The sequence below is a fragment of the Martinezella tropici genome (assembly GCF_003287875.1).
GTDB lineage: Bacteria > Pseudomonadota > Alphaproteobacteria > Rhizobiales > Rhizobiaceae > Rhizobium > Rhizobium tropici_C.
On the sequence record NZ_QMKK01000027.1, the window covers coordinates 73,804 to 87,922 of the forward strand.

Below are 14,119 nucleotides of genomic sequence, written 5' to 3' on the forward strand. Positions count from 1 at the left end.
AGACCATCATCATGCCGGCCAAAAGCCCCGTTCTCGTCGACCTCAAATTCGACCCGGCGACCGTCGCCAAGTCGCTTGAGGCGGCCTTTGCCGACCGCGGCAGCATCAATCTCGCCGATCCCGCCAACAAGGACTTGGATCTCTCCCATGTCGATTATGCGCTCGTGTGGAAACCGGATGCCGATCTTTTCGAGCGTGCCCGCAATCTCAAGGTGATCTTCTCGGGCGGCGCCGGCGTCGATTCGATGATGTCCATTGCCGGCCTGCCCGATATTCCGATCGTCCGCTTCGTCGATCGCAGCCTGACGGTGCGCATGAGCGAATGGGTCGTGATGCAGTGCCTGATGCATCTGCGCGATGTGCAGGGGCATATGCGCAATCAGCGCCAGCATGTCTGGGCGCCGCAGCATGGCCCCGAGGCGGCGGATGTTACCACCGGCGTCATGGGACTCGGCGTTCTCGGTTGCGACGCCGCCGCGAAATTGAAAGTCATGGGCTTCAATGTCATCGGCTGGTCCCGCAGCAAGAAAGAGATCGACGGCATGGAAACCTTCGATGCCGGCGGGCTCGATACGTTTCTGGCGCGCACCGATATTCTCGTCGGCCTCCTGCCGCTGACACCGGAAACGACCGGGATTTACAACATCTCGCTTTTCTGCAGGCTGCACCGCAACGGCCCGCTCGGCAAGCCGGTCTTCATCAATGCCGGCCGTGGCAAGAGCCAGGTTGCGGCCGATATCGCCTCGGCTGTTCGCACCGGCATTCTCGGCGGCGCCTCGCTCGATGTTTTTGCCGTCGAACCGCTCTCGGCTGATGATCCGCTCTGGGACCTGGAAAATGTCATCATTACGCCGCATGATTCCGCCGTGTCTGACGAAAAGGCGTTGATGCGCCATGTCGAGGAGCAGATCGCCCGTTTTGAACGCGGCGAGCCGCTGCAGCATCTGGTGGATCGCGGCCGGGGTTACTAAATCCGGTAGTATGCGGAAGTTGCGGCGCTTCGCTTTCGCGGGTTGAATGCGGCGCGTTTGCCTTGACATCAATTTTCTTTCAGTGACTGGACTTTCGCTCCACATTTTTTGATAACAAGGCGCGACAACCGCATGCCCGCAGGATAGTTGGCTGCGAGCATGACGTCCGCAGGGCAGGAGACGGGCAGGAACGACATGACCAAGACGGATATCGCCACCCGTGTCTATAACCACACCTGGAAGCTTGATCCGATCATCCGCAGCCTGATCGATACGGATTTCTATAAGCTCCTCATGCTGCAGATGATCTGGAAACTCTATCCGGACGTCGACGCCACCTTCTCGCTCATCAACCGCACCAAAAGCGTTCGCCTTGCCGAGGTGATCGACGAAAAGGAATTGCGCGAGCAGCTCGATCACGCCCGCACGCTCCGCCTCTCCAAGAAGGAGATGATCTGGCTCGCGGGTAATACCTTCTACGGCCGCGCGCAGATCTTCGAGCCGGAATTCCTCGCCTGGCTGTCGAATTTCCAGCTGCCGGAATATGAGCTTTCGAAGCGCGACGGCCAGTATATTCTCGATTTCCACGGCTCGTGGAAGGAAACGACGATGTGGGAGATCCCCGCACTCGCCATTATCAACGAGCTTCGTTCGCGCACGGCGCTGAAGGCACTCGGTCCCTTCACGCTCGATGTGCTCTACGCCCGCGCCAAGGCCAAGATGTGGGAGAAGGTGGAGCGTCTGAGGGAACTGCCGGGCCTGCGCATTTCCGATTTCGGCACCCGCCGCCGCCACAGCTTCCTCTGGCAGCGCTGGTGTGTCGAGGCACTGAAGGAAGGCGTGCCGCACGCTTTCACCGGCACGAGCAACGTGCTGCTCGCCATGGATTCCGATCTCGAAGCCGTCGGCACCAATGCGCATGAACTGCCGATGGTCGCCGCGGCACTTGCGAAAAACGACGAAGAACTCGGCAAGGCGCCCTATAAGGTGCTGCGCGACTGGAACCGCCTCTATGGCGGCAATCTGCTCGTCGTGCTGCCCGATGCCTTCGGAACGGCTTCCTTCCTGCGCAACGCGCCGGAATGGGTGGCCGACTGGACCGGCTTCCGCCCCGACAGCGCCCCGCCGATCGAAGGCGGCGAGAAGATCATCGACTGGTGGAAGAAGATGGGCCGCGATCCGCGCCAGAAGCTGCTGATCTTCTCTGACGGCCTCGATGTCGATGCCATTATCGACACCTACAAGCATTTCGACGGTCGCGTCCGCATGAGCTTCGGCTGGGGCACCAATCTGACCAATGATTTCGCCGGCTGCGCGCCCACCGAACTCAAGGGGCTCAGCCCGATTTCGATCGTCTGCAAGGTGATCGAGGCAAATGGCCGCCCGGCCGTCAAGCTTTCGGACAATCCGCAAAAGGCAACCGGCGAGCCGGCAGAGGTCGAGCGCTATCTGAAATTCTTCGGCGCGGAAGATCGCATCGATCAGGACGTACTTGTCTGATGCTGCTATAGACAAGCCCCGCATGGGGCTTAATGACGGATCGCCGCTTCCATCCGCGCGACGCGGCGAAATAGCGTCCAGCGACCGTTTTCCCAGCGATATTGATCCGGCGAAATGACGTAGGGCACGTCGCTGAGATCGGCGCTGATCAGCTCCAGCAGCTGCAGGCCCTGGGTATCGTTTTCATGCGTGAAGAACACCTTGTCGCGCGACAGGAAGGCGGCGATCGGCGCGGCGCCACCGGATTGCTCCTGCACCTGCGCCCAGAAATTCGGCAGGAAGGCGATGCTGGATTCGAACTGGCCGTCCACCTCGACATATTGGAACCGGCTGCGTTTGGCGATCTGAACGCCGGTCTTGGCGAGGAATTTTTGCAGGTTGGCCTGCGCCGTCTCGGCAAGCTCCCGGGCGTCGATGCCCCAATCGTTCAGCGCGGTGGACATGACGTAGCTGACGGTCGTCTCGCCGTTGACGACGAAAAGCTTGATCAGGTTTTCCGCTTCGTCGAGATAGACGAATTGCGGCGGGCTGGGTTCATCCCTGACAGCCTGCATCATCTGCTGGCGGGCAACCTCGACGAAATCGCGCGTTTTCAGCACCGGCAGGACCTTGGAGAGCTCGCTATTGTCCTCCGTGGCTTCTGTCATGTTGAGATAGTTGAGCAGCGCTTGGGCGCGCGCCGGCCCTTTCTTTTCGCGCAATGCCAGCAGGGCATTGCTGAGGAATTTCGTCATCCGATCGCCGGTGCGGCTATGCAGCGTCAGGCTTCCGGCGGCGGGATCGTAATCGACGCGGATCAGGTCGCCGAAGAATGGCAGGCGCTCCTGCAGATAGACCGCAAAGGTGGTCTCGTCCCGCAAGGCGTCATCCGGAATGTTCAGATCGAGCGTCTTGACGGCCGTCGTGGCTTCGGGTTCGGGCAGTCTCGGCGCGCCGCGCGTGTCGGACCGACTGTCCTTACCGAAGAGCCTTTTCAGGAAATTGAACACGCGCGTCCCCGAATACCGACCGGCATGTGTCAGAACCTAGCGCGGCCACCGCTCCGGGGCAATGCCAGGCGGGCGATGGATTTGTCCCGTTAAGCGCCTGCTTGCCCGGACAAAAAACGCGTATAGTCTGCGGGAACGGACCGGATGGTCCGATTGCAGGAAGGGCAGCGCATATGAGAAACTTCGGGGGTGGCAGGCTGTGGATCGGGACCCTGCTATTATGTCTTCTTGCTTTGGCCGCGCCTGTCACATCGCTTGCGCAGAATGCAGCCGCACCCCAGCCGGCGGCACCGCCGCCCGACAAGGTCCGTGAACTGATTCAGTTGATGAATGAGCCCGACGTCAAGCAATGGCTTGCCGCGCAGCTCAACAATCAGCCTCAGCCCAGCTCCATTCCAACCTCCACTGCCGGCGATCCGGAAGCGCCGGGAAGTGACCAGATGTCGGTTTTGTCCGGTCTGCTTGGTCATACGCGCCGCCACCTGGAAGTCGTATCAGGCGCGGCGATGACGCTGCCCTCCGAAGTCATGACGGCATCGGAAAAGCTCGAGGGCGAGGGCAAGGCGGTCGGTCTGCTGCGCATCACCATCCAGATCGTGATCCTTTTCTTCCTCGGGCTCGTGGCCGAGCTCGCGGCCGCGCGCTTCATCAATACCAAGCATATGCAGCGCACCGAACGGGCAGCCGGCGTCGAGACCGAGCTGCAGGCGGCACGATTCCAGTTCCTGGGCGGCGTCGTGCCCGCCATCATTCACGGTCTGGTGACGCTCGTTCCGCTTCTCGCTTTCGACTGGCCGCCGGCCATCGAAAATTTCGCCATTGCCTGCGTCATCGCGATCGTGTCCATCCGATTGGCGATTTCCATCGGCAGGCTTTTGACGGAACTGATCTCCATGCGCCGGACGGATGACGTTCTGGACGAGGATGGTGGTGCTGCCCGCATTGCGGAACGGCGGCTTGTCGCAAAATACTGGTATCGGCGATGCACGCTGTTCACTATCTATTTTGCTTGCGGGTGGGCCGTCATACAGGCTGTCGCGTCGCTCGGCTTTTCCGCCGGCGCGCGAGACCTGATCGGCTACGCGCTCGGCATTGGCCTGTTTGTGATCGCCGTGGAAGCTGTGTGGTCGAGGCCCGCCGTGCCGGGAAAGCGTGGAAGGCGGGCAGTCTCCTGGCTGCTGATGATCTACTTCGCAGCGCTTTGGGGCCTGTGGGTGGCGGGCTTCAACGGCCTGCTTTGGGTGGGCATCTATGCGATATTGCTGCCGCGTGTCCTGTCGGTGTCCACCCGCGCGGTCGAGGCGCTGCATGAGGCGGCCGAGGGGATCTTCGGTGCCGGAAAATTGGCGACCGTCCTTCTCGATCGCGGCGTCCGCGCGCTGATCATTACATTCGCAGCCCTCTGGCTCGGCCGGATGCTGGGGGTCGAAGCGCACGCGATGATGAGCGGCAGTGAATCGAATATTGGCCGTATCGCGCGCGGCATTCTCGGCGGCATCGTCATCCTTCTGGTCGCCGATCTCGTCTGGCAGCTGGCGAAAACCTATATCGACGCCAAGCTGATGCAATCCTTGCCAGCCGTCAGCGATTCCGAGGAGATGAGAGCGAGCCGCGCCCGGCTGCAGACGCTGCTGCCGATCTTCCGCAATATCCTGGCCGTCATCATCGGCATCATCGCCGTGATGATGGTGCTGTCCGGCCTCGGCGTTCAGATCGGGCCCTTGATCGCCGGTGCCGGCGTTGTCGGCGTCGCCGTCGGCTTCGGTGCGCAGACGATCGTCAAGGATGTCATCAGCGGCATCTTCTATCTCTGGGACGATGCGTTCCGCATCGGCGAATATATCGAAAGCGGCAGCCATAAAGGCGTGGTGGAATCCTTCAGCCTGCGCTCAGTGAAGCTGCGACACCAGCGCGGCCCGCTGGCGACGATACCCTTCGGCTCCCTCGGCGCAGTCAACAACATGAACCGCGACTGGGCGATCGACAAGATCATCGTCAAGGTCACCTACGATACTGACCTCGTGAAGCTGAAGCGCATCGTCAAGGATATCGGCCAGCGCCTGCTTGAAGACGAGGAGCTGAAACCGAGCATCATCCAGACGCTGAAGATGAAGGGTGTCGAGCAGTTCGGCGATTTTGCGATCGAGATCAGGCTGGCAATCACCGCCAAGCCCGACGAGCTCTCTGTCATCCGCCGCAGTGCGCTGGCCTTGATCAAGCAGTCCTTCGACGAGAACGGCATCCAGTTCGCCTTCCCCACCGTACAGGTGGCGAGTGACAAGGATGCCGCTGCCGCCGCTGCCCGGCAGCTCATCGAGATGCGGGCTGCAAACGTGGATGGCGCACAGCAGGCGAGCTAGAGCAATTCCAGCAAAAGTGCGAAGCGGTTTTGCGTCCGGAGTTGCGTGAAAACAAAGAGATAGAGCGGCTAAGAGACTCCGTGAAAAGCTAAATCGCTGTAGATCCGATCATGATTTCGGAGCCGCTGTACTGCCGCGCACGATCAGCGTGACGCCGATCATCTCGCGCTCAGCCGGTACGGCATCGTGGAGGACGGCCTGCACCGCGCGTTCCGCGATTTCGGCAAAGGGCTGGGCCATCGTCGTCAGTCCCGGCTCCACCATGCCGCCTTCCGGCACGCCATCGAAGCCTATGACGGAGACGTCTTGCGGCACTGAGAGGCCTCGCGCCCGCAGCCAGTTGATCGCCAGAAGCGCGATGTTGTCGGACATGGCAAGGATCGCCGTCGGCGGCTCGGGTGCAGAAAACAGGTAGTCGAGCCCGGCTTCGACACTCGGCTTGTCGTTGAGCGTCTCATAGATCGGCACGTCCTCGCGCCGAATGCCGAACGCTTCAAGGGCCTGCCAATAACCGAACGCGCGATTGCGCGAGGTGGAATAGATCGCCCGTTCGATCTCGGCGATGCCGACCGGCCCGATATGGTCGTCCGAGAGTTCTGTCGCGAGCACGCCGAAACGCCTGTGGCCGAGTTCCGCCAGATGCCGGGCCGCAACGGCCGCACCTCCGACATTATCGACGCTGATCGAGGGGATGGCGGGATCCTCGTCATTCAAAGCGAGAGCGATGAAGGGCAATTGCCGCTCGCGCGTCAACTGCACCAGTTTCTCGCCGCCCTCCACGCAGAGCAGGATGAAGCCGTCCACCAATGCGCTCTTGATGTTCCAGTCTACCGTCTGCCGGTCCTTGGCCGAAACCAGCGCGAGGCCCGTGCCGCTGGCATCGCAGACCCTGGAAACGGCGGCCAGCAGAGCCCTGGCCCACGGATCGTTGAAGAAATAGGCAATCGGCTCGACCGCGGCGACGCCGATGGCATTGACCTTTCCCGCCCGCAGCAGACGGCCCGTCAGGCTCGGCCCGGCATAGCCGAGCCGCTTGGCTGTCTCGAGCACATGCTCGCGCACCTCTTCACGCACCACTTCGGGTCGGCTGAAAACATTGGAGGCGGTTCCTTGTGAAACGCCGGCCGCCTTGGCGACATCCGCGAGCCTGATGGTGCCCTTGGCCAATGAAATCCTCCTTGTGTTTCTGGCGGATACTAGCAATGAAGTTGTATCGGTTCAATTCTTCTTGACAGCAGAGTTTTGAAGCGTACGATTGAACCGATTCAAGAACGCACTGTATGTTCAAATTGAATCGATTCAAAATGAAAGGCAAGCCAATGCTGACCAATTATCTCTTCAAGGATCTTTATGATGAGCGGTGGGGTGATCCCCGCAATCCGAATGCCGTCGACCCCCCTTTAGAACATAAGGGTGAGGCTGATAAGCAGAGCGTGCTGAGCCGGCTGGCGCGGTTTCTCCGCCGCCGGAAACGGCCGTCTGCATGGTCCTTCACCATTCCGAGCGAGACATCAGACGCGGAGAGCGATGCCGAGATCCGGCATCGCCCCTGTGATGAAGACCCGAAATTCCTTGCGATCGCCAAGGCCCTGTCGCGGAATTGCTAGTGCAATGCCGGCCGATACTCGATCACCCTTTCGATGGGCCTCAAAAGTTTTCCTTGTAGGGACGCAGATCGAGCTCCTGCGTCCAGGCCGAAGGATGCTGGCGATGAATGTGCCAGTAGCTCTCGGCAATGGCGTCGATATTCAGCAGCCCATCGGCATCCACATCCGGCCGGCGCGAGCGCAGCCGCTCGCCGTCTATGCCGCCATCGATGATGGTGTGAGCGACATGCAGGCCAAGTGGTCCGAATTCCCGCGCCATGCTCTGGCTGATCATTCGAAGGCCCGCCTTGGCAGCGGCGAATTGCGCAAAGCCGGCCTTGCCGCGCAGGCTGGCGGAGGCGCCGGTGAAAATCACGGTGCCGCGGCCGAGCGGCGCCAGATGCCGCGCCGCCTCGCGGCCAACGAGGAAGCCGCCGAAACAGCAGATGCGCCAGAATTCCTCGAACTGAGCGGCTGTTAGATTACGAAAGCCGATCTGGCGGTTGATGCCGGCGTTGAAGACGACGAAGTCAGGCGCGGCAATATCGTCGCGAGCGGTAAAGGCATGATCGAACAGCCGGACGACGGCGGCTTCATCCGTCGCGTCCGTTTCGATCGCCTCGGCACTGCCGCCGGACGCCTGGATGGTAGCGGCCACCTCATCGATCTTCGCCGCCGTCCGGCCGGCGATGACGACGTGATAGCCCTTGTCTGCGAGAAGCCGGCAGAGTGCCGCACCCAAACCCTGCTCGGCACCTACGCCGACAATAATTGCGCTTGGCGTGCTCATTCAGCGGCCTCCCTGGCATCGAGCGTCGGATAGTCGGTATAGCCCTCAGCGCCGCCGCCGTAGAAGGTGGGGCGATGATAGGGGTTGAGGGGTGCACCGCGCCGGATGCGCTCCGGCAGATCGGGATTGGCGATGAACAGCCGACCGAAGGCGATGGCATTGGCATGGCCGGCGGCGAGCATGGCTTCGGCCGTGTCGGGCCGAAAATTGCCCGCGGCGATCAGCGTGCCTGACCATGCCGGCCTGAACAATTCCGCGGCCGACGGTACGTTCTTGTGGTCGACCTCGGCCTGTCCGGCACCGCTGGCGCGCGGCTCGATCAGATGCAGATAGGCAAGGTTCAGCCGGTCCAGCTCACGAATGACATGGCCGTAGAGACGCAAGGGATCGTCCTCGCCGCTGTCATTGGCAATGCCGAAGGGCGAGAGGCGGACCCCGACGCGATCCGAACCCCAAACTTCGGAAACTGCCTCGACCACTTCGAGCAGCAGCCGCGTACGATTCTCGATCGAGCCGCCATATTGGTCAGAGCGCCGGTTCGTGCGGGCCTGCAGGAACTGTTCGATCAGATAGCCGTTGGCGCCATGGATTTCGACGCCGTCGAAGCCGGCCCGCTTGGCATTGGCGGCGGCCTCGGCATAGACGTCGATCAGGAGCGGCATCAGGTCGATATCGATCGCCTGTGGCGTCTCGAAGGGCACGCGCTGGAAGGAGGCCGTGAAGGCCTCGCCCTTGGCGGCGATGGCGGAAGGAGCAATCGGTGGAGCTCCATCAGGCTGGTGAGAAGAATGGGAGATGCGACCGACATGCCAGAGCTGCAGGAAGATCTTGCCGCCCTTGCCATGAACGGCGTCGGTCACCGCCTTCCAGCCGGAGACCTGCTCGGCCGTGTGGATGCCCGGGGTTGCCGGCATGCCCTGTCCGGCGCGGGAAATCTGCGAGCCCTCGGAAATGATGAGACCGCCCTCGCTGGCGCGCTGGGCATAATATTCTGCATTCAAAGCCGAGGGTACATTGCCCGGCTGGCTCGCCCGCATGCGGGTCAGCGGCGCCATGACGACCCGATGTGCAAATTCATAAGGGCCAATGGAAAGCGGCGAAAACAAAGTGGCTGTCATAAAATTCTCCTGCCTGGAGCCAAATTGCTCCCCGGGGCGGAAGGGCCTGTCAGCGGCGATTCGGTCTCGGGAGTTCGAATAAGATGATGATCATCATTTATTCGAACAATCGGACGTGCGCAACTGAATCTGCTGTCAGGCCGGAAGTTTGGAAAGAAAGCGGAGCAGGGCGGCATTGAACTGCGCCGGCCGCTGCACCGGCGCGAAATGGCTGACGCCGGGCAGAAGGATCAACTCTGCGCCGGGAATGTGCCGCACGAGATAATCGGCATGTTCGCGCTTGATGAACTCATCGTGCTCGCTGTGCACGATGGCGACAGGCACATCGATCTCGGCGAGATCTTTGACCGTGTAGTTCGGCTCGGTCCGCTGCATCAGGCCGACCGCTTCGATGAAAGCATCGAACTTGTCCGGTGTAGCGGAAAGGGCTGCGTAATCCTTCGTATGGCGTGAGAAGCAGCGTTCGATGATCGGCGTCGCCACGAATTCCTTGGTGCCGCTCGGGTCCATATTGCAGGCAAAGAAGAAGACGCCGGACACACGTTCCGGATGGGTTTTTCCAAGCACCATGCCGATGCAGGCGCCGTCGCTCCAGCCGGCCATGGCCGCCTTGTCGATCTTCAGCCTATCCATGACGGCGAGAACGTCGGAGGCCATGAGTTCGTAGGTGTATGGCCGCTCGTCGCGCGTGCTGCGGCCATGGCCGCGGCTGTCGATGACGACAACCTGATGGCCTGCGTCGATGAGCGCGGGCACTTGGTAGCCCCAATTGCCGCTGTTTCCGAGCCCGCCATGCAGGAGGATCACCGGAGCTCCGCTGCCGTAGGAGGCATACCAGATATGCGCGCCATCATGATCGACATGCCCTTCCACCTCGGTATGCGGCAGGGGTGCGGCCCCTTCCGCTTCGAAGCGATGAAGCTCGTCGTCGCGAAATTCCATACCCATCTCCCATTGCGCCGTCTCTCCCCGACAGCCACGTGGCGAGACTAGTCGATCCCAATGCGTCTTTTCAACAGGCCACGGTCATATCGTTGCCAGATGCTCGAAAAGATCGCGGGCCGGCGACGGAAGCTCTTCGAGGGAGCGAGCGCAGATCGAAAGCCGGCGCGTCGCCCACCGGTCCGTGAGACGGAGGGCTGCAATTTTCGCGGATCGGCTGCAGCGCCTTGCCGCCTTTTCGGGCACGATGCCGAGACCGATACCCTGGCCTGCCATGTCGCAGATGGCCTCAAATGTCCGCATCCGCACGCGCATTTTCAACCGGGTGCCGAGCCGGGCGGCCTGTGCGTCGATATGATCCTGCAGCGCTCCGCCTGCGAGCCCGACGAAATGCTCATGCAGGATTTCTGCAAAAGCGATCTGCTTTGCCGCCGCCAGCGCATGATCGCTGGATATCACCACCACCAACCGGTCGATCGCGAAGGGCCGCAATATCAGGCCGGAGGTATCGGCCGCGTCCGACAGGATGCCGATCTCGGCCAGCCCCGCCGAAACAGCCCGCACGATCTCGATGCTCTGGCGCTCCTTGAGGTCGATATCCGTCCGTGGGTGTTTTGCCATCCATCCGGCAAGGCGCGGCGGCAGGTATTCGACAATCGCGGCAGTGTTGGCGAGAAGCCGGACTGTCGCGCGCAGGCCGCTTGCGTGCTCGCCAAGCTCGCCGCGCATCTGCATGAGCTGCCGCTGGATCAGCCGGGCATGATGCGCCAGTGCTTCGCCGGCAGGCGTCGGGCTCACGCCGCGCCGCCCACGCTCCAGAAGCTGTACGCCGCCACTTACCTCCATGTCGCGCAGACGCTCGCTGGCGGCCGGCAGCGAAAGACCGGCATCGGTGGCCCCATGCGTGATGCTGCCGGCATCGACGACGGCGAGGAAAAGGCGAAGGTCGGTCAGATCGAAGCGCATGGAGTGGAGATTACCGCATATCCAGCCTTCGGAATAGCCGAAGGCTGGCCTCGCATCATCCGTATTGTGCCCGGCCTCGCGTCTGTTAGGGAAAGGGCATGATGGATCATTCGATATGGCTCGTCGCGGCGATCTTCGCGACTTTCTTTATGGCCGGCATGGTCAAGGGCATCACCGGCATGGGGCTGCCGACCGTGGCGATGGGCGTCTTGGGTACGTTGATCTCGCCGCTGATGGCAGCGAGCCTGCTGATCGTGCCCTCTTTCGTCACCAATGTCTGGCAGCTGCTGGCAGGCCCGAGCTTTGGCGCGCTTGCCCGTCGTTTCCTTCTCTTGGTTCTTGCCATAATCATCGGAACCTTCGCCGGCTCATATCTGCTGGCCGCCGGCGATACCCGCAGGACCGCGGCAGCGCTGGGCATCGCCCTCATCCTCTATGCCGGCCATGCTTTGCTCGCCCGTCAACTGCATGTGCCCGCAAGGTTCGAGCCGCTGCTATCGCCGCTCGCCGGCGCCGTTACTGGCCTGCTCACTGGGGCAACTGGCGTCTTCGTCGTGCCGGCGGTGCCCTATCTGCAGGCGCTTGGCCTGGAGAAGGAAGAGCTGGTTCAGGCGCTCGGCCTTTCCTTCACCGTCTCCACGGTGGCGCTTGCCGGCGCACTCGCCTGGCATGGCGCATTTCGCGTCGACAATCTCGCGCTATCTGCCCTTGCGATCATCCCGGCGCTCGCCGGCATGTGGTTCGGCCAGATCATCCGCAATCGCGTCAGCCCGGCCACGTTCCGCCGCTGGTTCCTGATCTGTCTCCTCGCGCTCGGCGCCGAGATGCTCGTCAAAGCCTCTTTCTGAGGCAGTCTTGCTCGCCTGCGGCTTTGGCCTCGCGGGCAACGGAATGGTCGCTCGGCGACGAGATCGGGATCTGCGCCTCTGCTCAGGAGGTTCGTTTCAAAGAGAGGGCTTGGCCGCGGCCCTGCCTTGTCTATTCCCCTTCCGGCACCTTCAAGATAATTGTTTCATCTGGGCCGATCGGCCTGCCGTCCTGCGCCCGGATGTCGAGCTGCACGGGCTGTCCGCTTGCGCGATCCACCAGCAGTGAATGTTCCTCGGCCGGCGCGAAGAGATGGCGCTCGCCGAACTTCCGCAGCGCCACCATGACCGGGAAGAGATCCTTTCCCATCGCCGTCAGCCGGTATTCCATGCGCGTACCGCCTTCGCTTGTCGGTACAAGCTCCAGAATGCCGCTTGCGACAAGCGTCCGCAGTCGCTCGGTCAAAATATTCTTGGCAATGCCGAGGCTCTTTTGAAACTCGCCAAAGCGCGTCAGCCCGTCGAAGGCGTCGCGCACGATCAGGAGCGACCACCAGTCGCCGATCACGTCGAGCGACCGTGCGCTCGGGCAATAATCACCCTTCAGGCTTTTCCGCGCGACCATCGCCCTAGTCTTTCCGGTCTTTTGTCAGCATAAATAGTTGCATGATTAAACCAACAATGTTACTCGATTTTTGGTTTCATTATTAAACCGAAAAATCGGGAGTTTTGCAATGACGATCGATCAGGACGCGCCGCCGGTCGGCAGCGCGAAGGACATTCTGCGCCCTCATTCCTCACGAGAAGGTTCGTTTGAGGGCGCCGAATACTCGGGAGAGGCCAATTCGCAGCTGACACGGGCAACGATTTTCCTCTTTGCCGTCGCGAGCGGCCTCGCTGTGGCCAATGCCTATTTCGCCCATCCGCTTCTCGATGTCATGGCCGATGATCTCAAGCTGTCGCGCACCGTTGCCGGCCTCATCGTCGGTGCGACGCAACTCGGCTATGGCCTCGGCCTGATCCTGCTAGTGCCGCTCGGCGATCTCGTCGACCGGCGCAAGCTCATCATCGTGCAATCGCTGCTGAGCGTTGCGGCGCTCCTCTGCGTCGGCTTCTCCTCCAGTGCCGCGATGCTGCTCGCTTCCATGGCTGCGGTCGGCTTTCTGGCCGTGGTCACACAGGCGCTGGTTGCCTATGCGGCGAGCCTTGCGCACCCCGCCAAGCGAGGCCATACCGTCGGCATGGTCACGAGCGGCATCGTCCTCGGCATCCTGCTGGCGCGCAGCGCTGCGGGAACGCTGACTGATCTCTCCGGTTGGCGGACCGTCTACATCGTCTCGGCCGTGCTGACGACGGTGATAGCGCTTCTTCTTTGGCGCGCGCTGCCGCGACAGGAGAAGCCGAGAAGCGGCCTCTCCTATGTCGGTCTCATCGGCTCGCTGGGCACTCTGCTGATTGAAGAACCGGTCCTGCGCATCCGCGCCGTGATCGCCATGCTGATCTTCGCCAATATCACCACGCTGCTCGCCCCGCTTGTGCTGCCGCTGACCGCGCCGCCTTACTTCCTGTCCCACACCGAAGTCGGCCTGTTCGGCCTTGCCGGCGCGGCAGGCGCACTCGGCGCCATCAGGGCAGGGCGCTGGGCCGACCGCGGCCATGGCCAGCGCACGACGGGCATCGCACTGGCACTGATGCTCGCTGCCTGGCTGCCGATCTCCATGCTGGATCGCTCGATCTATTGGCTGATATTCGGCGTCCTCGTCATCGACTTCGGCCTGCAGGCAACGCACGTCACCAATCAGGGCATGATCTATCGTGTTCGACCGGACGCGCAGAACAGGCTGACCGCCGCCTACATGGTTTTCTACTCGATCGGTAGCGCCGTCGGCTCTTCGACATCGACGATCATCTATGCCCATGCAGGCTGGACCGGCGTCTGCATATCGGGTGCCGTCATAAGCCTTGTGACGCTGCTCTTCTGGGCGCTGACCTTGCGGGCAACACCTGAGGTGGCGACGCAGAGCGTCGATCGCAGATCCATGGCATGACCTGCTGGGGATGAATGCGGGGCAGGCCCGCGCCGCACACTTT

General features: G+C 61.9%; 13 protein-coding genes. 6 read left to right on the plus strand and 7 right to left on the minus strand.

Annotation, left to right across the window (positions count from 1 at the left end; translation table 11 throughout):
• Window positions 1-11 precede the first annotated feature (11 nt).
• Both DQ393_RS11145 and pncB read left to right on the plus strand, forming a co-directional pair.
• The gene (locus DQ393_RS11145) at window positions 12-971 is read left to right on the plus strand and encodes a 2-hydroxyacid dehydrogenase (protein WP_112341842.1); all 960 of its coding nucleotides are present in this window, start codon (window positions 12-14) and stop codon (window positions 969-971) included.
• 195 nt (window positions 972-1,166) lie between these two features.
• Window positions 1,167-2,471 carry a nicotinate phosphoribosyltransferase gene (pncB, locus tag DQ393_RS11150; RefSeq protein ID WP_112341843.1) on the plus strand — a complete coding sequence of 435 codons (1,305 nt, stop codon included), beginning with the start codon at window positions 1,167-1,169 and terminating at the stop codon, window positions 2,469-2,471.
• 29 nt (window positions 2,472-2,500) lie between these two features.
• Here the strand turns inward: pncB and DQ393_RS11155 are convergent, their stop codons facing one another.
• On the minus strand, window positions 2,501-3,460 hold the full coding sequence (locus tag DQ393_RS11155; RefSeq protein WP_112341844.1) for a hypothetical protein: 960 nt from the start codon (window positions 3,458-3,460) through the stop codon (window positions 2,501-2,503).
• A 173-nt stretch (window positions 3,461-3,633) separates the two neighbouring features.
• On the opposite strand from DQ393_RS11155, the gene DQ393_RS11160 reads away from it, so the two are divergent.
• Complete coding sequence (locus tag DQ393_RS11160) at window positions 3,634-5,820, plus strand: mechanosensitive ion channel family protein (protein ID WP_112341845.1); 2,187 nt, start codon at window positions 3,634-3,636, stop codon at window positions 5,818-5,820.
• 108 nt (window positions 5,821-5,928) lie between these two features.
• Here the strand turns inward: DQ393_RS11160 and DQ393_RS11165 are convergent, their stop codons facing one another.
• On the minus strand, window positions 5,929-6,987 hold the full coding sequence (locus DQ393_RS11165) for a LacI family DNA-binding transcriptional regulator (RefSeq protein ID WP_112341846.1): 1,059 nt from the start codon (window positions 6,985-6,987) through the stop codon (window positions 5,929-5,931).
• A 137-nt stretch (window positions 6,988-7,124) separates the two neighbouring features.
• Here DQ393_RS11165 and DQ393_RS11170 point away from each other — a divergent pair, with 137 nt between their 5' ends.
• On the plus strand, window positions 7,125-7,427 hold the full coding sequence (locus DQ393_RS11170) for a hypothetical protein (RefSeq protein WP_245430311.1): 303 nt from the start codon (window positions 7,125-7,127) through the stop codon (window positions 7,425-7,427).
• Between the two features lie 40 nt (window positions 7,428-7,467).
• Here DQ393_RS11170 and DQ393_RS11175 read toward each other — a convergent pair whose 3' ends face one another.
• From DQ393_RS11175 to DQ393_RS11190, 4 genes are all read right to left on the minus strand, one after another.
• Complete coding sequence (locus DQ393_RS11175; protein WP_112341847.1) at window positions 7,468-8,196, minus strand: SDR family NAD(P)-dependent oxidoreductase; 729 nt, start codon at window positions 8,194-8,196, stop codon at window positions 7,468-7,470.
• Complete coding sequence (locus DQ393_RS11180; protein WP_112341848.1) at window positions 8,193-9,314, minus strand: alkene reductase; 1,122 nt, start codon at window positions 9,312-9,314, stop codon at window positions 8,193-8,195. Before DQ393_RS11180 ends, DQ393_RS11175 begins: the two co-directional genes overlap by 4 nt.
• A 135-nt stretch (window positions 9,315-9,449) precedes the next feature.
• The gene (locus DQ393_RS11185; protein WP_112341849.1) at window positions 9,450-10,256 is read right to left on the minus strand and encodes an alpha/beta fold hydrolase; all 807 of its coding nucleotides are present in this window, start codon (window positions 10,254-10,256) and stop codon (window positions 9,450-9,452) included.
• Window positions 10,257-10,340: 84 nt separating this feature from the next.
• Complete coding sequence (locus DQ393_RS11190; protein ID WP_112341850.1) at window positions 10,341-11,222, minus strand: LysR family transcriptional regulator; 882 nt, start codon at window positions 11,220-11,222, stop codon at window positions 10,341-10,343.
• A gap of 98 nt (window positions 11,223-11,320) precedes the next feature.
• Here DQ393_RS11190 and DQ393_RS11195 point away from each other — a divergent pair, with 98 nt between their 5' ends.
• Entirely contained in the window at window positions 11,321-12,070 is a 750-nt protein-coding gene (locus DQ393_RS11195; RefSeq protein ID WP_112341851.1) for a sulfite exporter TauE/SafE family protein, read from the plus strand.
• Between the two features lie 130 nt (window positions 12,071-12,200).
• On the opposite strand, the gene DQ393_RS11205 is transcribed toward DQ393_RS11195, so the two are convergent.
• The gene (locus DQ393_RS11205) at window positions 12,201-12,653 is read right to left on the minus strand and encodes a winged helix-turn-helix transcriptional regulator (RefSeq protein ID WP_112341852.1); all 453 of its coding nucleotides are present in this window, start codon (window positions 12,651-12,653) and stop codon (window positions 12,201-12,203) included.
• A gap of 109 nt (window positions 12,654-12,762) precedes the next feature.
• On the opposite strand from DQ393_RS11205, the gene DQ393_RS11210 reads away from it, so the two are divergent.
• Window positions 12,763-14,076, plus strand: coding sequence for an MFS transporter (locus DQ393_RS11210; protein ID WP_112341853.1), 1,314 nt, complete (start codon window positions 12,763-12,765; stop codon window positions 14,074-14,076).
• Window positions 14,077-14,119 lie beyond the last annotated feature (43 nt).

Coding starts and splice junctions, on each gene's coding strand:
- DQ393_RS11145 (WP_112341842.1), top strand. CDS start 12: ATGCCGGCCAAAAGCCCCGTTCTCGTCGACCTCAAATTCGACCCGGCG.
- pncB (WP_112341843.1), top strand. CDS start 1,167: ATGACCAAGACGGATATCGCCACCCGTGTCTATAACCACACCTGGAAG.
- DQ393_RS11160 (WP_112341845.1), top strand. CDS start 3,634: ATGAGAAACTTCGGGGGTGGCAGGCTGTGGATCGGGACCCTGCTATTA.
- DQ393_RS11170 (WP_245430311.1), top strand. CDS start 7,125: ATGAAAGGCAAGCCAATGCTGACCAATTATCTCTTCAAGGATCTTTAT.
- DQ393_RS11175 (WP_112341847.1), bottom strand. CDS start 8,196: ATGAGCACGCCAAGCGCAATTATTGTCGGCGTAGGTGCCGAGCAGGGT.
- DQ393_RS11180 (WP_112341848.1), bottom strand. CDS start 9,314: ATGACAGCCACTTTGTTTTCGCCGCTTTCCATTGGCCCTTATGAATTT.
- DQ393_RS11185 (WP_112341849.1), bottom strand. CDS start 10,256: ATGGAATTTCGCGACGACGAGCTTCATCGCTTCGAAGCGGAAGGGGCC.
- DQ393_RS11190 (WP_112341850.1), bottom strand. CDS start 11,222: ATGCGCTTCGATCTGACCGACCTTCGCCTTTTCCTCGCCGTCGTCGAT.
- DQ393_RS11195 (WP_112341851.1), top strand. CDS start 11,321: ATGATGGATCATTCGATATGGCTCGTCGCGGCGATCTTCGCGACTTTC.
- DQ393_RS11205 (WP_112341852.1), bottom strand. CDS start 12,653: ATGGTCGCGCGGAAAAGCCTGAAGGGTGATTATTGCCCGAGCGCACGG.
- DQ393_RS11210 (WP_112341853.1), top strand. CDS start 12,763: ATGACGATCGATCAGGACGCGCCGCCGGTCGGCAGCGCGAAGGACATT.